This is a genomic window from Asticcacaulis excentricus CB 48 (assembly GCF_000175215.2).
Lineage (GTDB): Bacteria > Pseudomonadota > Alphaproteobacteria > Caulobacterales > Caulobacteraceae > Asticcacaulis > Asticcacaulis excentricus.
In genome coordinates, this window is the sequence record NC_014816.1 from 2,084,111 (window position 1) to 2,106,909 (window position 22,799).

Here is a 22,799-nt window from a genome sequence, read left to right on the forward strand (position 1 = left end):
ATGCTGCGCCTTACTTTTGCGGTGGCCCTGTGCGGCCTGAGCCTGAGCGCCCTGCCCGCCCGCTCCGAGCTACCGAAGGCAGACCGGCCAATACGAGTGCTGATCATCAGCGGCGGATGCTGCCATGACTATCCGCAACAGCGTGAGATACTGGAAACCGGGCTCAAGGCGCGGCTGAAGGTTGAGGTCTCACACCTCTATTACGACCCTAAACCCGGCGAACAGGCCACGCGCCCGAAACTGCCGATCTTCACCAACCCGGAGTATGGCGCCGGCTATGATGTGATTGTACACAATGAATGCGCCGCGGACGAAAGCGACCCGTCGGTAGTGGAAGCGGTTCTGGCGCCGCACCGCAAAGGGATACCGGGCGTCAACCTGCACTGCGCCATGCACTCCTACCGCTCCGGGACGTGGCAGACGCCGGTCCGCGCAGGCGACGCCAATGCCCGCTGGTTCGAGTATGTGGGCATCCAGTCATCCGGGCACGGGCCGCAATCCCCCATTACCCTGAGTGTCGTCGATAAGGCCCATCCGATCACCAAAGACCTGAAGGGATGGACGACGACAAAGGACGAGCTTTACAACAACCTCACCCGCTTCGATGTCACACCGTTGATCACCGGTGTTCAGCCCGAAGCCGTGACGCCAGAAGAACGAAGCCTGCATTACACGGTGGCCTGGACGCACCATTATGGACCGCAAAAGGTCCGCGTCTTTTCAACGACGCTGGCCCACAACGAAGCCAATATGCGCGAAGACGCCTATCTCGATCTGGTGGCGCACGGTGTGGCCTGGGCCACCGGGCATCTCGGGCCTGACGGGCAGGTAGATAAAACATACGCGGTGGAGTGAGCCCCACCGCGTATGGCTTTTACGTCTGTCGGCCCGGCCTATTTCGGGCAGACAGCATCGCCTTCGTTGGAAGCCAGCTTGACCGCCGTGTAGGTCAGTTTCAGCGGCTTTTCTGAACGCAGCGCAAACGGCATGCCGATCTGGGCCATGTTCTGACCGATAGCGGCGAAGCAGTTCAGCTTGACCTTCAGCGTATGGAACTGACCGTCGGCTTTCAGGAGGCTTGCGACATCCATTTCCTGGAAGACGAAGCGGTCACGGCCCAGCGCCAGCAGCACTGGACCCGTCGGGGCCGCATCGAGCTTATAGGTGATGGAGATGGCCAGTTCGCCCGTCGATTGACGGCTGAGGTCGATCACGTCACTGGCGAAATAGGCCTCGCCCTTGCCCTGCCCCGTAAAGGTCAGAAGGCGGCCGTTTTCCTGAGCCCCGGCGTCAACCGTGGCCTGAGTGACCACGCCCTTCGGGGACCTGATCGTGCCGTGATCGCCCGCCACCGCGCCATCAGCGTCGGCGAGGTAGAACTTCCACGGCGCGCGCACGCGACCAGCATTGAAGTAGGTATCGACATTAACGACACCGACGTCCTTCAGACCGGAGTCTTCGGACAGCGGCAGCAGGTCGCCCTTTTCGGCATAGGTCAAGCCGTAGCCATAGGCAAACAGCGGGTCATAGCCCGGCGTGTTGAGGTTCAGCGGCTGCTGATTGGCGAATTTCGGCCACGAGAAGCTGAGCTTGCCCTTGAAGTCGTTGCGCGCCTTGCCCGCCTTGTCGCCGATCAGCACATCAGCCACACCGCCGCCTTCGCTGCCCGGCAGGAAGGCCGCCACAAAAGAGTCAGAAGCGTTGATCTCCGGGTTCACCCACATCGGACGGCCCGACAGGAAGACGGTGACGACCGGAATACCCGCGGCCTTCAGCTTTTTGATGAGGGCCAGATCCTTGCGCTCACCCGACTGATAGTCGAGGTTCGGGCGGTCGCCCTGGAATTCGGCATAGGGGTCTTCGCCGATCACCACGATGGCGACGTCGGGCTTCTTGCCCTTGAACGTGCCATCTACCGACAAGGTGGCCTTGCCGCCCGACGCCTTGACCGCGTCGCTGATGCCGCCAAAAATTGACTGACCGTTGGGGAAGTCAGAATTGGCATTGCCCGTGCCTTGCCAGGTGATGGTCCAGCCGCCCGACTGCTTGCCGATATTGTCGGCCCCGTCACCGGCGACCAGCACGTTCGCGCCGCCCTTCACTGGCAGCAGCGAGCCATTGTTTTTCAGCAGGACCAGAGACTCACGCACGGCCTGACGCGCCACGGCGCGGTTCTCGGCCTTGCCCAGATTCTCCCAGCGACCGGCCATTGGGCGATCCTTGGGCGCGCCCAGCGTAAACAGGCCGCCCTTGATCTTGGCGCGCAGGATGCGGCGCACGGCGTCGTTCAGGCGGTCTTCGGAGATTTCGCCGGACTTCACCTGAGCCAGCGTGTTCTCATAAATGCCCTTCCACGAATCCGGGGCCATGAACATGTCGATCCCGGCATTGAAGGCCTGCGGGCACGAAGTGGTGGTGCAGCCCGGCACCTGACCCTGTGCGTTCCAGTCGGAGACGACGAAGCCGTTAAAGCCCATGCGGTGTTTCAGCACGTCGGTCAGCAGGTACTTGCTGCCAGTCAGCTTCTCACCGTTCCACGACGAGAATGAGGCCATAACCGACAGGGCTCCGGCTTCAATCGACGGCGGATAGCCGGCATTGTGGATGTTAGCCAGTTCCTCTTCGCTGATCTGGGCATCGCCCTGATCCTTGCCGTTCAGCGTGCCACCGTCACCCAAAAAGTGCTTGGCCGAAGCCATGATGTGTCCGGGCTTTATGCCCTCATCACCGCCCGTATCACCTTGCAGGCCTTCAACGACCTTACCGGCATAGGCCGCGACATCGGCGGGGTTTTCTGAATAGGATTCATAGGCGCGGCCCCAGCGCTTGTCCCGCGACACGGCGACCGTCGGGGCAAAGGTCCAGTCCACGCCCGCCAGCGACATTTCATAGGCGGTGACGCGGGCAATATCCTTCATCAGCTGCGGGTTGCGCGTGGCCCCCAGACCGACATTGTGCGGGAAAATGATAGCGCCGACGAGGTTCGAATGGCCGTGAACGGCGTCAATCCCGAACAGCAGCGGAATCTTGCTCTTCGACGGATATTCCAGCGAGGCGCGCCAGTAGGCGTCGGCCAGATCGAGCCATTGTTGCGGCGTCGCGCGCTCATTACCGCCGGGGGCCGAGTTGCCACCAGCCAGAATCGAGCCCAGCGGGTATTTTTTGAGGTCTTCCGGCTTGATGGCCGAAATATCGGCCTGCACGGTCTGACCGACCTTTTCCTCCAAAGTCATGTCGGCCATGAGGGCGTCGATCTTCGCTTCGACATCAGCATCGATCAGGCCCGCATCCTTCGTCGTCGGCCATACGGGGTTAACCTCAACGGCGGCGGGCTTCGCCACCTCGGCCGGCGTAGCCGCCAAGGGTGTTGGCTCAGCCTTGCCCTTGCTTTCGATAATGGTGACGCAGCCCGAAGTCGCCAGGGCCGTCAGCAAAAGGCCTGCGGACACGCTGGCTTTCAGCGCGCCCTTCATGGATTTGCGCATGTCTTCTCTTCCTTCTTCCCGCGGCGTTTCGTTTGCCGGTCTTATTTGTATATCGGGCCCGAAAGCGCGCAACTGTCGCTTTGAGCGTCCCACTTAATGACAGCGCTATCAGAGAGCGTCAAGCCGCGAGACAGGGCCAAAGGCACGTCTGACGTCTGTGAAAACGATTTTCCCGCCTCCTATGTCAAAATCAGCCACACCTTTAAATCATTGACGTAGTGCAGGTTTTGCGATGATTTTTCACGCCTGCGCAGAAATTTCGCTACCCTTATCGCCATCATCGTCAAAAACGCGCTTGACAGCGCTGTCAGATTGTCGCAATTTTGCGTGACCCGTTGGTGCTCCTTTTTGAGCGGTCCCTCCGACCGTTCAAATCTGAGTTTAAAATTCTGGCTGAGCGCGGCTTCTTTCCCTTTTTCACGGCCACGCGTCCGCAGAATTTTAAATCGTCATCTGGATTTGGCATTATTCAGATGGCAATGTCCTTACACCCGGCAGCCCGGTTTATCCGGTCTGCCGGTTTTTTTTGCTTGTAATCGCCTCACGATGCGCGCAAAAGTTGAGAAGACGTTGCACCAAGAGTCATTTTTAATGGTCCTTGATTTGTCCGGGGGATGAGGATGAAACGGGCTTTTCTGAAACTTTGTGCCATCGGCTTGATGGCATTGGCCGTGGCGGTGCCCGCAATGGCCCAGACGGCCGAAGACCGTGCCCTAGCCCTGGCCGCCCAGCCGCCACAGGACCTCGATACCTATTACAACCTCAAGGCTGAGATTGGCGACGACCAGACGAGAACTGTCCTTACGGCCCTCACCGCCCTCGCCCACAAAGAAGCTAACCTACATGTGGGAGACGTCATTTCTGGCTGTCGCCTGCCCCAATGGAATGCACCTGTTTCGGCCGGTCTGCTGCTGGCCCTATCGGCTTCGGATCAGACGACGTGGATCCTCTACCGCGATCAGGCTTCAAAACGTCTCAACGCGTGGGATCGCATCTGGAGCTTGCTGCAAAAGCAGGAAAAGACAGAGGCCGATTTCGATTCCGTGGCCGGTCAGATAGCCGCCAGTCAGCATGAGCAGACGGAAAAAGGCCGCACACTTTCTCAACGCGTTGCGCGCGATCAGTTCAACCGCCTGTCCATGCAGATCACGTCGAAAAAACGCCTGTGGGCTGAAGGCGCTGCCGAGCCTGTGCAGCTTTATCTAAGTGCGATAGTGTATGAGCACACCTGTACTGCGGATATCGACAATACGGCGTGGCTGAAGGCGCAATTGGCAGAATCAGGCTGGTTCCGCATATCGGTTTACGGCCCAAATGCGGACAAAAATGCATGGCTTTTGGTTCAACACGCTGACCACGATGTCGCGTTCCAGAAGCAGGTTCTGAGCCTGCTGGAGCCTTTGATCCCACTCAAGGAAACCTTACCCAGCAACTATGCCTACCTCTATGACCGCGTCGCCATCGCCGAAAAGAGGGCTCAGCGCTATGGCACGCAAGGCCGCTGCATAGGTGATAAAAAATGGAAGGCGTTTGAGGTTGAAAATCCAGATCAGCTCGATGCCCGCCGGGCTTCGGTAGGACTTATGCCTCAGGCTGAGTATGAGGCGATTTTCACCTTCTGCACCCTGGCCATGGTCCCTCCTTCTGAGACATAACCCGGCTTACGCCTTACGGACCGATTGCCGTTCGATCAGGGCAAAGGGCAGCAGGCGATCCGGGGCCTGCGGCGCGCATTCTCCCTCTTCGCCTTCCTGACGCGTCAGCAGGATATCGGCGGCGGCGTAAGCCAGTGCTTCAACCGGCTGGCGGATAGTGGTGACATGCGGCCACACCAGCATGGCGCCAGGCACATCGTCGAAGCCGGTAATTGAAACATCCTCCGGGATGCGGATACCGACCTGCTGGGCCGAGGCCATCACACCAAACGCCATATAGTCGTTGGACGAAAACACCGCCGTCGGACGCGTTTTTTCAGCAAACAGCGCACGCCCAGCCTCAACGCCCGATTCGTAGGAGAAGTAGCCCTGTTTGACCCATTCCGGGCGCGGCTCGATCTGGCTTTCGCGCAGAGCCCGCACAAAGCCCTCATAACGCTGATGGCTGCCGCCGTGTTCCGGGTGGCCGCGGATAAAGCCGATATCCTTGTGGCCCATCGCGATCAGGTGGCGCGTCATCTCATAGGCGGCTTGGGTCTCATCCATACGCACGCAGGGCGAACGGCCCGGATTGAGGAAGGGAGACACGCGCACATAGGGGACACCCGCTGCTTCGATGGCGTGCAGAACCACCGCCATATCGCACAGGGGCGGCGTCAGGATGACCCCGTCGAGGCGGATGGTGGCCAGAAGGCTGGAAATCTTTGACACCAGATCTGGCGCGTGGCTGTCCTGCGGCTCGATCAGCAAGTGGTAGCCCTGCTCTCGTGCCCGCGTGATGACGCCGCGCTGCATGTCGGTGATATAAGCCGCGTTCGGGTTGTCGTAGAACAGGCCGATCAGGAAGCTGCGCGCCCCGGCAAGCGAACGGGCCAGAAGGTTCGGACGATAATGAAGAAGCGTGGCGGCTTCCTGAACCTTGTCGCGCGTTTCGGGGCGCACATTGGGCTCGTTATTCATTACGCGCGAGACGGTCTTGATCGACACACCCGCCAGTCGCGCCACATCATTAATGGTCGAGGTGCCGCCGGCCCCCGGCACACCGCGGTCCCTGGGCGTTCTCATGCCCCCATCCCCGCGATGCGACAAATATTCTGAGCGGCCAATCCCCGGATTCCCTTTTTGTGTCGTTTTGGTCTGACCAAAGAAGAACGGCGCAGGCCCCGTTGTCAAGGACGCTGCGCCGCAAAAACTCTATGGTAGCGGTAACTTAACCCGGACCTGGCTTCGTGCCTGTCCTGAGGCCTGACCTCAGCCAGCAAACTTTTGCACGGCTTCGGCGGCCAGTTTGGAAATTTCGCCCCATTGACCTTCTTTCATCGCTTTTTCCGGGGCGACCCATGAGCCACCGACGCACAGGACGTTATCCAGCGCCAAAAAATCGGCGGCGTTGTTCAGACCGATGCCGCCCGTTGGGCAGAACTTGATCTGTGGCAGCGGGCCGCCGATGCCTTTCAGCATGGGCACACCGCCCGCCGGGACGGCCGGGAAGAATTTAAGGCGCTCAAAGCCCCATTCCAGCGCCTTCATCACTTCGGAAGCCGTCGAAACGCCCGGGAGCAGCGGTAGCGAATCCTGTTTGGCCAGAGTCTTTGTCAAGCCCGGCGACACGCCGAACTTGGCCCCGGCCTCGGCGGCCTTTTCGGCGTCCTTTGGCGTCAGCAGCGTGCCCGCGCCGACAATGGCATCCGGGCGCTCCTTGGCGATCAGCTTGATGGCGTCCAGCGCACAATCCGTGCGCAGAGTGATCTCCAGCACCTTGATGCCACCGGCCATAAGGGCGTCGGCCAGAGGCAGGGCCATCTCGATATCCGGAATGACCATCACCGGGAGGACGGGGCCCGTGGTCATGATGGTGTGAACGTCGAGCGGCTTGGTCATGGCGTATCCTTATTGTAATCCGCTCCCCGGCTACGCAGGGAGCTTGTTCAGGCGCACTAAGCGATTATTTCGGCGTCCGTCAAGGCGTTGGCCGCCCCGATAAGGGCCGCGCATTCGTGGGTGATGATGCGCGACGGAATCGCCTCCACATAGGAGACCAGCGGGGCCTTAGCCTCCATACGAGCGCGGAAGCGCGCTTCGTCGATGTATTTGGCCAGCTTGGGCGCGATACCACCGGCGATAAAAAGGCCCGCCGTTGCACCGTGGCACAGGCTGAGGTCGCCCGCCACCGAGGCCAGTATATCCAGGAAGGTTTCGACCGTGTAGCGCGAGCCCTGCGCGTCGGGACCATCGAGGTGGGTGATCTGCGCGGGCGTCAGCTCCAGCGTCGGCTCACCGCGCACATTGGTAACGGCCTTGTAGAGATTGACGAGACCAGGGCCTGACAACACCATTTCAATAGTTACGCGCCCGTGCTTCTTCGACAGGAAGCGGTGGAGTTCGCGCTCGAAATCATTGACCGGAGCCCAAGACGCGTGCCCGCTTTCGGTCGAGAGGCAGTAGGGACCATAGGGCCCGCCCACCAGCACCGAAGCGCCGAAACCGGTGCCCGCGCCCATCACGGCGTGAACGTTGCCCTTGCCTTCGCGCACCGGCCCGATGCGGCGGGTGTCTTCGTCCTGAAGATGCGGCAGGGCATAGGCTAGACCGGCATAGTCATTGATCAGGCGCACCTTGCGCGCCGAGGTGTGGCGCGCAAGCTCGGTTTCCGTCACCAGCCAGTCGAGATTAGTGAACTTGATGGCCCCGTCATTGACCGGCCCGGCTACGGCAATGACCGAAAAATCGAGGTCGGGACGCCCGCTCAGACCACCGAAATAGTCGTCGATGACGGCGTAGAGGTCCTTGTAGCCATCCGTATGGAAGCTCTTGAACTCCGTCAGCTTCGTCTGACCCCCGCCCCGTTCGGCAATGGCAAAGCGCGCATTGGTCCCGCCGATATCACCGACAAGGCCCCTGAACACCTGTGACGAAGCAGAAAAGGTGGTCTGATTATCGAAAAGCGCCGTCATAATACCTTACCAGAAAACGGAGCCGCCTGATACGGCTTCGCCGACCAGACGCCTGAACGGCGCGAACAGCTCACGCCCCAGACCGTCGGCATCCGCCGGTCGGGGTGCGCTTTCCCGCGCCATCAATTGCGCTTCATCACCTATGAAGCTCAGGTTCCCGTTTTCACAGTCCACGCGCACAATGTCCCCTGACCGTAGTTTTGAGATCGGTCCGCCGTCAACGGCTTCTGGGGTCAAATGGATGGCCGAAGACACCTTACCACTGGCCCCCGACATGCGTCCATCCGAGACAAGGGCCACCTTGCGGCCCTGATCCAGCATGGCCGACAGGGAGGGAGTCAGGCTGTGCAGCTCAGGCATACCGTTGGCTTTTGGCCCCTGAAAGCGCACAACGCAAACAAAATCGCCTTCCGGGAGCCTATTTTCCTTGAAGGCCTTTAAAAAATCGTCCTGATCGTCAAAAACCGCGCAGGGCCCCTCGACGACGCGGTGTTCCGGCTTGACCGCAGAAATCTTGGTCACCGCCACGCCGAGATTGCCGCGCAGTTCGCGCAGGCCGCCTTCGGGCGAGAACGGGTTGGTTACCGGTCGCAGGATATCGAGATCGAGCGATTCGGCGGGGGCATCGACCCACACCAGTTGCCCGTCGCGCAAGGTCGGCTCCTGACCATAGGCGGCCAGACCCGGCCCCCAGATCGTGTTGACATCGGCGTGCAGCAGACCGGCCGACAGCAGTTCCTTGATCACAAAACCGATACCGCCAGCCGCGTGGAAGTGGTTTACATCGGCCGAGCCGTTGGGATAAACGCGCGCCAGCAGCGGCACGACGCCCGACAGGTCGTTCATGTCTTCCGGCTTCAGGATAATCCCCGCCGCGCGCGCCATGGCCGGCAGGTGCAGGGCGTGGTTGGTGGAGCCACCCGTGGCCAGAAGCCCGACTACGCCGTTTACGATGGCGCGTTCATCGATCACATCAGCCATATAGGCGGGTGCCTCACCCAGTGCCGAGGCCTTTGCAGCGCGCTCAACCGCCGCACGCGTCAGGGCGTCACGTAATTCTCCGCGCGGCGGTACAAAGGCCGCGCCCGGCACGTGCAGACCCATGATTTCCATCAGCATCTGGTTGGAATTGGCCGTGCCGTAGAAGGTGCAGGTGCCTTCGGAGTGATAGGAGGCCATTTCGGCGGCAAGCAACGCGTCGCGCCCAACCTCCCCCTTGGCATAGGCAGTGCGAATCTTGGCCTTTTCCGGATTGGGCAGGCCCGACGGCATGGGGCCCGACGGCACAAAGATCACCGGCAGGTGGCCGAACGCCAGCGCCCCCATGACCAGGCCCGGCACGATCTTATCGCAGATGCCTAGCATCAGGGCAGAGTCAAACGCGTCATGGCTGAGCGCGATGACCGTGCCCATGGCGATGACATCGCGCGAAAACAGGCTCAGCTCCATGCCCGGCTTGCCTTGCGTGACGCCGTCACACATGGCGGGGACGCCGCCGGCCACCTGAGACGTGGCGCCGACATGACGGGCATAGTCGAGGATCTTTTCCGGATAGCGGTAATAGGGGGCGTGCGCCGACAACATGTCGTTATAGGCGGTTACCACGCCGATATTGGGCACCTTATCGAGCGCCAGAGCCAGCTTGTCCGTCTCGGTCATCGGGGCGGCGACGTGGGCATAATTGGCGCAGGACAGCTTCTTGCGGCGCGGCTCACGCGACTTGTAACGTTCGACGCGGGCCAGATATTCGGCGCGCGTGGCCTTGGAACGCGCGATGATGCGGTCGGTGACGGACTTGAGAACGGGATGAAGCTCGGCGGTCATGTTATCTTTTCGCTGTTGAAGGCCGGCCGTTACGGACACCAGACGATGTCAACGGGCACGGGGCATTGGGCGAGGAAGGCACCGATGGGCGCGGTGTCTGGGTTGGGATTGGCGATGGCGGCCATGAGCGCGTCGCGCTTTTCTTGACCGGTGATATACAGCACGATCCGGCGAGAGCGGTTGAGGGCCTTCACGGTCAATGTGATGCGCGGCAGTTTTGGCTCTGCGCCGCCGCTGGCCGGGGCAACCGGCAGGACCAGCGCCTCCGTGTCATACACGGTCGCATTGATTGCATGGCCGGGGAAAATTGAGGCGTAGTGCTTGTCGGGCCCCATGCCCAGCAGGGTCAGATCGAATTCCGGCGCGTTACCGTCATTAAAGCCGCACAGCAAGGTTTCGGCCTGTTGCGCACAAAGGCCCGCGTCGCTCAGATCACGGATCAGGGTGTCAAAGCGCATCCCTTTGACGATCACCGCAGCAGCAGCCTCGGCCATCATCTTCGTATTGGAGGCCGCGTCATCGACCGGTACAAAGCGCTCATCTACCTGAGACAGGGTCACTTTATCCCACGGCAGGTCAAGTGTCGCGAGCTGCTGATAGACGGGCTTGGGCGTGCCGCCCCCTGCCCCGATCCATAGGGCCTGACCGCGCTCGGAAATAGCGGCAGAGAGAGCCTCGGCAATTGCCGCCAAAACGGCGGCTTCGGCCTCGGCCGCGCTGTCGAAGGTGCGCAATCTGTGAATGCCCAAGGCCTCAGTCATTCCACACCCGATGGTCGCGGTCGAGCAGCATATAGGCGCTCATCGGACCATTGGTCCCGGCGGGGTAAATTTGCGGCTTGGGATAGGCTTCGGCCCACGCCGCCGAAATACCATCGACCCACGCCCAGGCCGCTTCGACCTCATCGCGGCGCACGAAGGCGGCATTGTTGCCGTTCAGTGCATCGAGGATCAGGCGTTCATAGGCGATGCGACGGCGCGGCGGCTTATCACCATTGCCATCAAAGGCATTGGACAGCGACAGGGACAGATCGAGCGGTTGCAGCTGCATGCCATCGGCGCTAAGACCCGGCGCCTTGTTCATTACCGTCAGCTTTATGTCTTCGTCCGGTTGCAGGCGGATAACCAGCCGGTTGGGCTGCGCCGCAGAGCCAAAGATCGAATGCGGCACCGGACGGAACTGGATCACCACCTCGGTGGTACGCGACGGCAGGGTCTTGCCCGTGCGCAGATAGAAGGGCGTCCCAGCCCAGCGCCAGTTGGCGATTTCGGCCTTGATGGCGACATAGGTTTCGGTGTTAGAGGGCGAGCCCTTTTCGGCCTCATAACCCGCCACCTGCTTCCCTTCGGCAAAGCCCGGACCGTACTGACCGCGCGCCGTCACATCGCGCACATTATCCGCCGTGATCGGTTTCAGCGAACGCAGCACCTTGACCTTTTCATCGCGCAGCGCATCGGCGTTGAAGTTGGACGGCGGCTCCATGGCCAGCAGGCAGACCAGTTGCAAAAGGTGGTTCTGCACCATATCGCGCAGCGCCCCATAATCGTCGTAATAGCCCAGACGATCACCCGTGCCGACGGTTTCCGAAACGCTCACCTGCACGTGGTCGATCGACTGAGCGTTCCACAAAGGCTCAAACACCGTATTGGCAAAGCGCAGCGCCAGCAGGTTCTGCACCGTCTCCTTGCCGAGATAGTGGTCAATGCGGAAAGTGCGCGCTTCGTCAAAGGCGTGGGCAACTGAATCGTTGATCACCTTCGAGGAGGCCAGATCACGCCCCAGCGGCTTTTCGATTATGACGCGGTTGGGGCTCTTGCTTAGGCCCGCGCTTTCCAGATGCTCACAGATCGGCTTGAACAGCGACGGCGACACGGAGAGGAAATAGACGACTTCAAGCGCATCAGGCTCACCCAGTTCGGCCTTCAGCTTAGCGCCCCACTGCGGATCGGAGGCATCAAGCGCGATATGGCTGAGGCGCGGCAGGAACTGATCGAGTGTCGTGGCTTCGAGATCGGCCCCGATGCGTTTTTGCACGGCGGAACTGACGCGCTCAAGGAAGGCCGGGCGGTCCACCGCCTCACGCGCCACCGAAATGATGCGCAGGTCCTTATCCAGGAAGCCGTCCTGATCCAGCATGGCCAGGGACGGCCACAACATACGCAGCGCCAGATCACCGGTGCCGCCGACGAGGACGAAGACGGGTTTACGATTCGCAGAAGAAGTCGATAAGCTCACGATAGGGTTCCTGGGTCTTGGCGAGGTGACGTCGGGCCTTTTTAGCAGGCGGCTTATTACGCAAACGTCACAGCGCGTCAAAAAAATTTGACAGCGCTGTCATAACGCGCGTCCGCCTGCGGGTCAAGCTGGTAATTCGCTCTGCATCTGTATATAGAGGCCGGGCCCGCGTCTCAAGGTATTAAATTGGTATTATCGCGATGCGAAGCCTGTATACCCTACCCGGTATTGCGCAGGGCCGAGGCGATGCCGTTGACCGTCAATTGCATGGCCAGCTTAACCAACTTGTGCTTGTTGCCTTCGCGGCGCTTTTTCAAAAGCTTGACTTGCATGCGGTTGAGCGTCTGAAGCAGGGCGTGCGAGCGTTCAATAGAGCCGCGCAACTGCTCATGGGTAGACAGAAGCGTGCCCGCCTTGCGGATGCGTTTGGCCAGCGCAGTCATCTCCTCGTGCTCCTGACGGATAGTGGCGAAGATGCGCTGCGCCTCGACCGGATCGGAGGCCATTCCGGCGTAAAGCGACGCCATCTCCATATCCGACTTGGCCAGTGCCATCTCCATATTGGCCAGGAACACCTCGAAGAAGTCCCATTCGTTGCACATGTCGATCAGAGTTTGGTCATCGACCCCCAGCGCCTTGACCGCCGCGTTGAAACCATAGAACCCCGGCAGGACCATGCGCGACTGCGACCATGAAAAGACCCACGGAATGGCGCGAAGGTCTTCGATCTTGCCCGATTTGGTGCGCGAAGCCGGGCGCGAGCCGATCTTGAGGTCGGAAATCTCCGAGATCGGCGTAACGGAGCGGAAGAAATCGAGGAAGTGAGGATCGTCATAGACCAGGGCACGATAGGCGTCGAATGAGGCCTTGCACAACTGATTCATAAGCGGGCCATACTTCGCTTCGGCCTCGGACTCTTTGATGTGATGCGCGTCGCGCTCCTTGACCGGCAGGGAGGCGAGGAAGACCGCCGCCGAGAAGGAATCGAGTGTCTTGCCGGCCGTTGTTTTGTTGCCGAACTTACGTGCAATCATTTCGCCCTGTTCGGTGACGCGGATCTGACCGCCGACCGTGCCTTCGGGCTGAGCCATGATGGCATTGAAGGACGGGCCGCCGCCACGACCGACCGAACCGCCGCGACCGTGGAACAGACGCAGCGCCACGCCCTTCTGATTGCATACAGCCTTGATGGCAGACGAGGCCTTGTGCAGGCTCCAGCGCGAGGCCGTATATCCGCCATCCTTGTTGGAGTCCGAATAGCCGAGCATGACCTCCTGCACCGCCGGACGCCCCATTAGCGAGCGCATCGCCGGCAGCCCCAGCCAGCGCTTCATGATGTCGGGTGCGGCCTCAAGGTCTTCGATGGTTTCAAACAAAGGCGACACGCGGATCATGGTGTGTGGCGACGGCCCGCCATAGACCAAACCAGCCTGTTTCAGCAGCACCAGCGGCTCAAGGATGTCCGACACCGACTTGGCCATCGACACCACATAGGCTCCGATGGCGTCCGGCCCAAAGGTGCGGATGACTTCGGCCGCCGCGTCAATGATGCGCAGTTCGCGGCGCGTCTCATCGGAGTATTTGGCAAAAGGCCAGCGCAGCAGCCGGTCGTTTGTCAGCTCCGCCACCAACGCCGACACGCGCTCGTTTTCCGACAGCGAGCTGTAGTCAAGTAGTTCCGACGACTGGGCGAACAGTTCGGCAATCACGCGCTCATGCACCGCGGAGTTTTGCCGCATGTCTAGCGACAACAGGTGGAAGCCGCACGAACGGGCAATCTGGATGGTGCTTTTCAGCGTCCGCCCTACCAGCCGCTTGCCGCCATATTCGATTAGCGAATCGCGGATGATCAGCAGATCGCGCACAAAGTTTTCCGATGTCTCATAGGCACCGGCCAACGGCGACGCCAGCGGATGCGGCAGTTTGAGAATGGCCTGCCAGGTCGAAGCCAGCCGCGTCTTGATAAACGTGAGAGCGCGACGATAGGGCTCGTCGACGCGGTGCACATTGGTATCGGACGATTTGCGCGCCAGCTCCAGTAGCGCATCAGTAACCGGCGCCAGTTCTTCAGACAGGGTCAGTTCGATATCGAGCTTGTCCAACTGCTGGAAATAGAAGTCGAGTACCAGCTTCGCCTGATTGTGGAAGGCGTAGTTCATGGTGGTGTCATCGACGTGCGGGTGGCCGTCGCGGTCGCCGCCGATCCACGAGCCGAGTTTCAGCACGTTGGGCAGTTCGCCTTCCAGCTCGATCTCGCGGTTCCAGTCGCCATAAAGCTCTACCAGCGCCGGCAGGATGGCGCGACGCACGGCCCCTAGAGAGTTTTGAATCTCATCGGCGACTGTGATGCGCTCCGGGCGGTTGAGGCGCGTATTGAAGAGCAGCGCCACCGCGCGGAAAAGGTCCTCTTCCAGCGCCTTGCGCTCCGAGGCGCGGGTCGTGCGCTCATAGGCCGACAGGAATTGGGTAATGTCGTATTCGCGCTCCACCACCGAGGCACGGCGCATTTCTGTCGGGTGCGCCGTAAACACAGGCGAGGCCAGAATGCCGTTGAGCGTTTCTTCGATCTCGGCCTGCGAGTGCCCCTTGGCGCGCGCCTGCTGCACGGCATTAGCCAAAGTGATGGCCTCCTGCGTCCCCGGAAATGTCTCGACGCGCTTGAGATTGGCCACGTCCTCGGACAGGACGGTCAGGGTGGACAGGCAGGTCAGGACGCGCGCCGCGTGGGCGGCCTCAGATTCGCTTAAATCATCGACATCGGCGTTGTCGGCACGCAGCGCCTCGATCTTCGACAACACAGTGCCGCGCCCGAAACTGTTGACGGCATCAGTCAGAAACCCCTCCAACATGGCGGTGTTCTGCTTCACGTGATCGATCATAGCGTCGGTCATCGGCGGGCCTCTTTTTAAGTCTATCGGTGCAGCCTGAGGCGTGTGCGGGAACCGGGCGGGTCTGAGCGGGCCGGTTGGCGGCATCGGCTCAAGGCAGGCAAGGCTGAGGACACACAAAACCTACCGCAGACGGCAGACCTCAGGCAGGAATTTCTCCACCCTAGCGCAAAATTTGTGCGCCGCAAGAGGCTTTAGGCGCAGAATTTTGCACCGCGATAATATGACGAATAATTACAAAAGCTTGCCATGCAACCCCGCAACAAGAAAATTAAATGTCTGACAAGATTAAGGAAAAATCCGTTTAGTTTGAAACATATACCGTATCCGAAGATAGCGGTAACAATTATCTGACCATTTCATTCATCGCCTGTGCCGCCTGAAACGACTGACCGATGCGCCAGGCCTTTTCACGCAGCGCCTCGGCGCGCACAGTGTCGAACACCTCAGCCGTCGTATCCGCCCACAGGTCAAGCCAGCGGTCAAAATGCTGATGTTTAAGCGGCAGGGCCAGATGTTTGGGCAAGGGCCGCCCCTTGAAGACCGGCATGTCCGGGCGCGGGCCGTTCATCACCATACTCCAGAAGGCGGTCAGCATATCGAAGTGCGCCGGCCAGTCGTCAACGGCGGCTTCAAACACAGGCCCCAGAAGGGCGTCCCTACGCGCCCGCTCATAGAAGCGTTCGACGAGATTACGCAGGTCAGCGGTGGCAAAAGTCGGCTCGCTCATACTCATCTCTTAACACGTCTTAACCCCACTCCCTCACCAATTGCTAAAGCCTGTGGGTTAGGGTCGGGTCTGGCGCTTAAGCGGTTAACACCCGCAACGCCTTCACGCCATGTGACAAATCACCCGCGTACAGTTTGCGTCAAAGGAAACAAGATGGCCAAAGCTGTTTTCCATCGAAATCAACGTGTTTATGTCGAGCCCGTCGGCACCTGGGCCATGATCGAACAGGTGAAGCCGGTATGGGTCGCGGGCTTTGAGGAACCAATTCGCGTCACCTATGACTGTGGTCTGGGGCGCGATTTCCGCGCCGAGGAGCTGACGGCGGAAACTGAGATCGAAGCGGCACCAGGCGCAGCACCGGGGAATACGCCCTGGCGGCTGATGCGGGCGCGTAACCGCGTGCAGGCCGCCGAAGATTGCGTCCACCATCCCTATCCGGGCACCTATCCCGTAGTCGTCACCGACCCCAATGACTGGGGCGGCTGGCGCGTGCCAGGGGCCGAATACGATCGCGATCCGGCTTTGATCGAAATGCAGGCGCGTCTGATTACCGCGGCCCCGCGGTTTTTCAATCTGGCCCGCGAACTGAGCGACTATGTGAAAAGCAACGACACCCCGGCCTTGCCGGAGCCCCTGCTGCGTATCACACGGCGCTTTGAGCAACTGCGCCGCGTGATTGAAACGCCGCCGCCCGACGCTCAGACACGCCCAATTGAGCCGCAGCCTGAACCGGAAATCAGCGCCACCGCAGCGGAGTAGTCGAGCGCAGTCGGAAAAGTGCGCAACCGTTTTGACTTTGCTGAATTCCGTTTCGGATCAAATGCGCGACTAAAACCAGTTCCAATCCGTTGCCTACCGAAAATTGGGTAGGAGAGGATTGGTTTTTTGCAAGACTATGCAAAGATGGACGGCTAGTCTGTTGCCGACCTGTTTGCTTTGCGAGACGCCGCGCGCATGTACCGTACCGATATCGCCCGCCCCATCCGTTTGACCGATTACCGCGCGCCGGATTTTGCCATACCTGAAACGCAGCTGGAATTTGATCTGCACCCTACGCAGACGCGGGTGCGGGCCACCTATCGCATCGAACGGCGCGGCGTGGCCGAGGCGCCGCTGGTCCTTCTGGGTGAGCGGCTGACCCTCAAAGCGCTGCGTCTGGAAGGCGTTGAGCTGACGCCCGACGCCTATACGCTGTCACCGGAATGTCTGACCGTCCCTGGCGTGCCCGACCGCTTCACGCTGGAGGTCGAGGTCGAGATCAATCCGCAGGAGAACAAGACGCTGGAAGGGCTATACATGTCCTCCGGACGGTACTTCACGCAGTGCGAAGCCGAAGGCTTTCGCAAGGTTGTCTATTTCCCTGATCGCCCGGACGTGCTGTCGAAATATACGGTCCGTCTACGCGCCCCGAAGGCCGGTTTCCCGCGCCTTCTGTCCAATGGCAATCTGATCGACAGCGGCGAAGAGGCAGACGCTCACTTCGCCGTCTGGGAAGACCCCTTCCCCAAGCCGGCCTATCTCTTCGCGCTGGTCGCCGGTGAACTGGACGTGCTCGAAGATCGCTTTGTCACCGTGTCGGGCCGCACGGTGGCGCTAAAGATCTTTGTCGATCCGGGCATGAGTGCGCGCGCCGCCTACGCCATGGACGCGCTGAAGCGCTCGATGAAGTGGGACGAAGAGACCTATGGCCGGGAATACGACCTTGACCTGTTCATGATCGTCGCCGTGCGCGATTTCAATTTCGGGGCGATGGAGAACAAGGGGCTCAACATCTTCAACGCCTCGCTGTTGCTGGCCGATGCACAAACGGCCACCGATCTCGACTATGAGCGCATCGAAAGCGTTGTGGCCCACGAATATTTCCACAACTGGTCCGGCAACCGCGTCACCTGTCGCGACTGGTTCCAACTGTGCCTAAAGGAAGGCCTGACCGTCTTCCGCGATCAGAGCTTCTCAGGCGATCAGCGCGGCCACGCGGTGCAACGCATCAAGGACGTCAAGATGCTAAGGGCGCGGCAGTTTCCGGAAGACGCTGGGCCCCTGGCCCATCCGGTGCGCCCGGCCGCCTATCTGAAGATCGACAACTTCTACACCGCCACAATTTATGAAAAAGGTGCGGAAATCGTCGGCATGTTGAAGACGGTCGTGGGCGCGGACACCTATCGCCGCGCGCTCGACCACTATTTCGACACCAACGACGGCACAGCGGCGACGTTGGAAGACTTTCTGCGAAGCTTCGAGGCTGTCACAGGGAAAGACTTTTCGCCCTGGCTGAAATGGTACACACAAGCGGGCACGCCGACGCTCAGCATCGAAGCGACTTATGACGCTACGGCGCAGCGCCTGACCCTCGATGTGTCGCAGATAACGCCCCCTACCCCGTCACAGGCACACAAGGCCCCGGTGCCGATCCCCGTACGGCTAGGCCTGCTTTCCGAGGCCGGTGCACCGATGCGTTTCTTGCACGCCGGCGAGAGCGTGACCGACGCCCTGTTCCTCTTGAGCGAGGTGCAGGCGCAATGGGTGCTGGAAGCCGTGACGCATACGCCGGTGATCTCGGCCCTGCGCGGCTTCTCCGCCCCGGTCAAGCTGAGGTTGGCCGAGCCTGAAGCGCACCGTTTTGCCCGCTTCCGTGGTGACCCGGACCCGTTTAACCGCTGGGAGGCGGCCCAAAGCCTCGCCAAAGCCCTGATCCTCGATCCGCAAGGCGAGGCGTGCGCCTATGCTGAGGCCCTGCGCGCCACCTTGAGCGATCCGACGCTTGATTCAGCGTTCAAGGCGCTGATCAGTGGCCTGCCGACCGAGATGGACCTGGCCCAGAGCCTGACGCCGGTCGATCCTTCCTTCATTCATGCCCGGCGCAACGCCTTCAAGGCCGAACTGGCGGCAGCGTTGAAATCGGATGCCGAAGCCCTCTATGCGGCTCTGCCCGCCGAACCGACCTTCAGTCCGGACGCCGCTTCGGCGGGCTGCCGCGCACTGCGAAACGTCCTGCTTGACCTGATCGTCGCCGCCGGAGCCCCTTCGGCAACCGCTATTGCCGAGAATCACTTTCGTAACGCCGGCAACATGACCGATCAGATGGCCGGTCTGTCGGCCCTGTCGCAGATCCACGGCGCGGCATATCAGGACGCGTTGGACGACTTTTATGCGCGCTTCAAGAGCGAGCCGCTGGTGCTCGACAAATGGTTCGCAGTGCAGGCCTCCTGCGCCCACCCCGAAACCCTGACGCGCGTACGTTACCTTGTCACGCACTCGGATTTTGATCGTAAAGTGCCCAACCGCTGGCGCTCCGTGGTACAAGCCTTCGCCGTTAATAATCCAGCCATTTTCCACGACATATCCGGTGAAGGCTACGCCTTTATAGCCGATGAGGTTCTTAGAGTGGACCGCTTCAACCCGATGACTGCGGCACGCCTGATCGAAGCCTTTGGCGGCTTCAAGCGCTATGCCGAGCCGCACCGGAGCCTGATGAAGGCGGCGCTGGAGCGGATTGTCGGCACCGAGGGCCTGTCGAAAAACGTTGGCGAACTGGCCGGAAAAGCGCTGGCGGGGTAGCGCCGCCCCGTTCCCTTCACTCAAAGACGAGCGTTCGCTTAACCTGTTGACAAACTTTAAGGTTTAAAACCCACCCCAGAGGTCGCTCAAACGGCCTCCGCTTTGGTATGTGCGTAAGGGAGCCAAAAGTGGCGGGACTTGAGCGCGTGCGGTTCATGGTGGTGGATGACAACACCCACATGATCCACATTGTGAAAACGATTTTGCGCGGGTTCGGTGCCACTCAGGTATTTGAGGCGCGCGATGCCGGTGATGCGTTTCAGCGCCTGCGCAATGACGCCATCGACATCGTCATCGTCGATTTCATGATGGAAGTGCTGGACGGGGTAGAATTCGTCCACATGGTGCGCAATTCGTCGGACAGCCCCAATCGCTACGTCCCAATTATCATGCTCACGGCACATTCAGAACGCTCACGCGTCACCGCGGCCCGCGATGCCGGGGTCAACGAATTTTGCGCCAAGCCGGTGACGGCGCTGGAACTGTACCGCAAGGTCGCCGCCGTAATCGACAAGCCGCGCCCCTTTATCAAGACCGCCAGCTATTTCGGTCCGGATCGCCGCCGCCGTCAGGACGCCAAGTATCAAGGCAAGGAACGCCGCGAGGGCTGGAGCGAGGATCACAAGCCGCCGGCCAAGGACGCTGCCCCCCCTGCTGACGAAAGCGCCGCGGGATAACGGATTTGCAGCAGGGACTTTTTGCCCACAGCGCAGTGAGGCCGCCCCCTTTTTAAGAACCGCAAGACTCTCGACAAAGGGTTAACGCGACGTTTACCCTTTCAGTAGTACCCGAATCAAATCCGGTCGCCGCCTGTCCTCCCCTTCCCGGATATCCTTACGCGCATGAAGCTTTTCTCGCCACAACCCAGCCGAAGCGGAGCCACAGACGGCCTGCGCATCCGGCTGGGTGGGGCTCAAGGTGGCGGCTCGCTCAAATCCAGCCTGCTGACGCAGGTCAGCCCACGTATGCCCCTGTGGATGCGCATCGGCGGGCTCAGCCTAGCGCTGGGCCTGATGCTGTTTGCGGCCATTTCTTCGGCACGTTTGCAAAACGATCTCTCGTCCGGTCAGGCGGCGCGCGATGCCGCCGCCTATGGGCAGGCCCGGCTGAACGCGCTCAGGGCCGACAAAGCCGTGTCCGTCGCCCGCGTCGCAATGGACGGGGCGCTATCGATCTATCAGTCACAGCCGGGGGCGGCCCAAAGTGGGGTACAAAAGGCGCTTGAAGCCTCTGGTGGCGCCGTGGCCTCGCTGGCCCTCGTTGATGCCGAAGGGCGCATCATTGCGCGCGCCGGTCAGGATGAAAACAGCCTGCTGAGCGAGGCGGCGAGGGTCGAAGACAAGGGTTTTGCGGCTCTCGCGCTCGGCTCGCGCCTGACGCGCACGGCGCGCGCCTATCTGGTGCGCACACCCGCTCCCGGCCGCGTGCGCGCCGTCGCGCGCCTCAACAATCCGCTGCGAGACGCCGAAAACACGCGCGACAACCAGATTGTACTGATCAATGCCGCCGGCGACATCCTTAGCGCCTCAGACGAGCGGCTGACGGGACTGAATATCCGCAAAGCCCTGACCGTCACGCCGGAACAGATCCGAGACAATGCCAACAGCGCGCGTATCAGCCAAGGCACGCTGGAAGAAAAGGGCTTTGTCCGCATCGCGGCCGTGCGCGAGGGCGAAAACGGCCTGACTACGCTTTATGTCGAGCCGTCGAACGCCGCGGCGGCACGCAACTGGCTGACGACCGCGACGCTGTTTATCGGGCCTCTGATCATCGGTGCGCTTTTCGGGATGCTGCTGATCGTGCAAAGCCGGCGTAACTCCGAAGCGGCGCGTCAGTATGAGGCCAAGGAGACGAGGTACCGGCTCGCCGTCGAAGCGGCGCGCTGCGGTATCTGGGAATGGGACCTCGAAAGCGATCAGGTCTTCATGTCCGAAGTCACCGGCGTCATGTTCGGCTGGGGCGGCAGCGGCGTGGCGACGACCAACGAAGTCCTGCTGCGTATCGCCCCCGAACACAGAGAAACGGTGCGCAAGGCCTTGCTTAACGCGCGCGGCCATGGCGCGCTTGATGTGTCCTTCCGCGTGCCGGGCGATAACGGGCGCGCGATCTGGATTGATGCACGCGGTCAGGCGACCGGCCCGCGCGGCCCGGCGGGCTTTACGCGCCTATCGGGCGTGGCGCTCGACGTCTCCGAGGAACGCGCGGCTCAGTCGCGCGCTCAGCGCGCCGAAGCGCGTCTGACCGGGGCTATCAACTCGGTGTCGGATGCCTTCGTCCTGTGGGATCGTCGCGGCCGGCTGGTGATGTGGAATGCCGTGTTTGGCCGCACCTTCAGCATCGACCCTCGCTTCCTCAAGGCGGGCACGTCGCGCGAACTGATCGAAAAGGTCATGGCCATCGCCATCCGCCGTCAGGAGCCGGTGATTGACGGCCGCGAAGGCGTGGTGGAAGCCGAACTGAACGACGGGCGCTGGATACAGATTTCCGAGAGCCGGACGCTGGAAGGCGGCACGGTTGTCACCGGGGCGGACATCACCGCCATCAAGGTTCAGGAGGAGATGAGCCGGCGCAACGAGGAACAGCTTCAGGCCATGGTCGATAAGCTTGAACAAAGCCGCCGCATCCAGACCGACCTTGCCAAAAAGTATGAAATGGCCAAGATTCGTGCCGAACAGGCCAATCACGCTAAGTCGGAATTCTTGGCCAATATGAGCCACGAACTGCGCACGCCGTTGAACGCGATTAACGGCTTCTCCGAGATCATGGCAGGCGAAATGTTCGGGCCTTTGGGCCATGCGCGCTATAAGGAATATGCGGGCGATATCCTCAGCTCCGGTCAGCATCTGCTGGCCCTGATCAACGACATTCTCGACATGTCGAAAATCGAGGCGGGCAAGATGACGCTGCGTTTTGAACCCGTCTCCGTCGAAGAGGTTGTGGACGACACGCTGCGTTTGGTACGGCAGCGGGCGGAAAAGGCGGGGCTAAAAATGCGCGTGCACCTGCCGCAACTTCCAGATATTCAGGCCGATTATCGCGCGTTGAAACAGATACTGCTAAACATCCTGACAAACGCCATCAAGTTCACGCCGTCGGGCGGCACCATCACTGTGTCGGCGGTCCCGACGGACAGCTTCATGCACCTCTACGTCGCCGACACCGGCATCGGCATTGCCCCAAAGGACATGGAGCGTCTGGCCCGCCCGTTCGAGCAGATCGAAAACCAGTTCTCGCGCACCAAGGAAGGTACCGGCCTCGGCCTCGCCCTCACCAAGTCGCTGATCGAGATGCACTCGGGCCGTCTGGAAGTCGATTCCACCGTCGGTCAGGGCACCACGGTCAGCGTCATCCTGCCTCTGACCCAGACCAGCCCCGGAGCCAGCGCCGACGACACGCCGGATACCTCGGACACGTCTGGTCAGATCGCCGCCGCCTAAGATGGCCAAGCTCTGGTCCCCCTTCTGCCGGCT

At 60.9% G+C, this 22,799-nt stretch carries 15 protein-coding genes; 6 read left to right on the plus strand and 9 right to left on the minus strand.

Going from position 1 to position 22,799, the window contains the following annotated elements; all coding sequences use genetic code 11:
* Window positions 1–855 (plus strand): ThuA domain-containing protein, encoded by an 855-nt coding sequence (locus tag ASTEX_RS09660; protein ID WP_013479439.1) that lies wholly within the window; start codon window positions 1–3, stop codon window positions 853–855.
* A gap of 38 nt (window positions 856–893) precedes the next feature.
* Here the strand turns inward: ASTEX_RS09660 and ASTEX_RS09665 are convergent, their stop codons facing one another.
* Complete coding sequence (locus ASTEX_RS09665; protein ID WP_013479440.1) at window positions 894–3,485, minus strand: glycoside hydrolase family 3 protein; 2,592 nt, start codon at window positions 3,483–3,485, stop codon at window positions 894–896.
* Window positions 3,486–4,105: 620 nt separating this feature from the next.
* On the opposite strand from ASTEX_RS09665, the gene ASTEX_RS19325 reads away from it, so the two are divergent.
* Window positions 4,106–5,140: a DUF6624 domain-containing protein gene (locus ASTEX_RS19325; RefSeq protein WP_013479441.1), complete on the plus strand. Its 1,035-nt coding sequence runs from the start codon at window positions 4,106–4,108 to the stop codon at window positions 5,138–5,140.
* 6 nt (window positions 5,141–5,146) lie between these two features.
* On the opposite strand, the gene ASTEX_RS09675 is transcribed toward ASTEX_RS19325, so the two are convergent.
* The 8 genes from ASTEX_RS09675 to ASTEX_RS09710 form a co-directional block, all read right to left on the minus strand.
* Window positions 5,147–6,205, minus strand: a complete 1,059-nt coding sequence (locus ASTEX_RS09675; RefSeq protein WP_013479442.1) for a LacI family DNA-binding transcriptional regulator — start codon at window positions 6,203–6,205, stop codon at window positions 5,147–5,149.
* 186 nt (window positions 6,206–6,391) lie between these two features.
* Window positions 6,392–7,021, minus strand: a complete 630-nt coding sequence (gene eda / locus ASTEX_RS09680) for a bifunctional 4-hydroxy-2-oxoglutarate aldolase/2-dehydro-3-deoxy-phosphogluconate aldolase (RefSeq protein ID WP_013479443.1) — start codon at window positions 7,019–7,021, stop codon at window positions 6,392–6,394.
* Window positions 7,022–7,077: 56 nt separating this feature from the next.
* A complete protein-coding gene (locus ASTEX_RS09685) occupies window positions 7,078–8,094 on the minus strand; it encodes a glucokinase (protein WP_013479444.1) in 1,017 nt (338 codons plus the stop codon).
* Between the two features lie 6 nt (window positions 8,095–8,100).
* Entirely contained in the window at window positions 8,101–9,918 is a 1,818-nt protein-coding gene (edd, locus tag ASTEX_RS09690) for a phosphogluconate dehydratase (RefSeq protein ID WP_013479445.1), read from the minus strand.
* A gap of 29 nt (window positions 9,919–9,947) precedes the next feature.
* Entirely contained in the window at window positions 9,948–10,679 is a 732-nt protein-coding gene (gene pgl, locus ASTEX_RS09695) for a 6-phosphogluconolactonase (RefSeq protein ID WP_013479446.1), read from the minus strand.
* Entirely contained in the window at window positions 10,672–12,153 is a 1,482-nt protein-coding gene (gene zwf / locus ASTEX_RS09700) for a glucose-6-phosphate dehydrogenase (RefSeq protein WP_013479447.1), read from the minus strand. The genes pgl and zwf overlap by 8 nt, the downstream gene beginning before the upstream one ends.
* Window positions 12,154–12,371: 218 nt before the next feature.
* Complete coding sequence (gene ppc / locus ASTEX_RS09705; RefSeq protein ID WP_013479448.1) at window positions 12,372–15,044, minus strand: phosphoenolpyruvate carboxylase; 2,673 nt, start codon at window positions 15,042–15,044, stop codon at window positions 12,372–12,374.
* A 343-nt stretch (window positions 15,045–15,387) separates the two neighbouring features.
* Window positions 15,388–15,771, minus strand: coding sequence for a group III truncated hemoglobin (locus tag ASTEX_RS09710; RefSeq protein ID WP_013479449.1), 384 nt, complete (start codon window positions 15,769–15,771; stop codon window positions 15,388–15,390).
* Between the two features lie 153 nt (window positions 15,772–15,924).
* Here ASTEX_RS09710 and ASTEX_RS09715 point away from each other — a divergent pair, with 153 nt between their 5' ends.
* The 4 genes from ASTEX_RS09715 to ASTEX_RS09730 all read left to right on the plus strand — a co-directional run bounded on the left by ASTEX_RS09715 (window position 15,925) and on the right by ASTEX_RS09730 (window position 22,766).
* A complete protein-coding gene (locus ASTEX_RS09715) occupies window positions 15,925–16,530 on the plus strand; it encodes a hypothetical protein (RefSeq protein ID WP_013479450.1) in 606 nt (201 codons plus the stop codon).
* A 195-nt stretch (window positions 16,531–16,725) separates the two neighbouring features.
* The gene (gene pepN / locus ASTEX_RS09720; RefSeq protein ID WP_013479451.1) at window positions 16,726–19,329 is read left to right on the plus strand and encodes an aminopeptidase N; all 2,604 of its coding nucleotides are present in this window, start codon (window positions 16,726–16,728) and stop codon (window positions 19,327–19,329) included.
* Between the two features lie 128 nt (window positions 19,330–19,457).
* The gene (locus ASTEX_RS09725; protein WP_013479452.1) at window positions 19,458–20,006 is read left to right on the plus strand and encodes a response regulator; all 549 of its coding nucleotides are present in this window, start codon (window positions 19,458–19,460) and stop codon (window positions 20,004–20,006) included.
* 165 nt (window positions 20,007–20,171) lie between these two features.
* The gene (locus ASTEX_RS09730; protein ID WP_013479453.1) at window positions 20,172–22,766 is read left to right on the plus strand and encodes a PAS domain-containing sensor histidine kinase; all 2,595 of its coding nucleotides are present in this window, start codon (window positions 20,172–20,174) and stop codon (window positions 22,764–22,766) included.
* The last annotated feature ends 33 nt before the right edge of the window (window positions 22,767–22,799 follow it).